The sequence below is a fragment of the Streptomyces sp. NTD91 genome (assembly GCF_059510455.1).
Map to the genome: position 1 here is coordinate 1 of NZ_JCAJZW010000167.1, position 466 is coordinate 466.

The 466-nt window shown below is 74.0% G+C and carries 1 protein-coding gene; it reads left to right on the forward strand.

Annotation, left to right across the window (positions count from 1 at the left end):
- Nucleotides 1-26 precede the first annotated feature (26 nt).
- On the forward strand, nt 27-466 hold a 440-nt coding region (locus AC5WRT_RS39075), incomplete at its 3' end, for an acyl carrier protein (protein WP_496101118.1).

The window sequence follows — 466 nt, forward strand, 5'->3', positions numbered from 1 at the left end:
TCGATGACACGGCCTCCGTCGCCCGCATGCGGCGCGGCGGAGTCCTCCCGCTCACCGGCGACACCGCCCTGGACGTCCTCTCCCGCGCGGTAGCCCACCCCGAGCCTTCCGTCGTCGTCGCCGACCTCGACTGGGCCGACTTCGCCCCGGCGTTCACCGCGGCACGCCCCAGCCCGCTCGTCGCGTCCCTGCCGGAGGCACGGGCGGCTGTGGAAGGTGCGGGTGGCGTATCCGAGTACACCGGGCCCGACGACCGCGCCGGTCTCCTGGGCCGGCTGACCGGACTCACCTCCGCCGAACAGGATCGCGTCCTGCTGGAGACCGTCCAGTCCTGCGCCGCCGCGGTCCTCGGCTACCCGAACCCCGAGTCCGCCACCGCCGAACGCGCCTTCCGCGACCTGGGCGTCGACTCCCTGACCGCCGTGGAACTGCGCAACAGCCTCGTCACTCTGACGGGCGTCTCCGG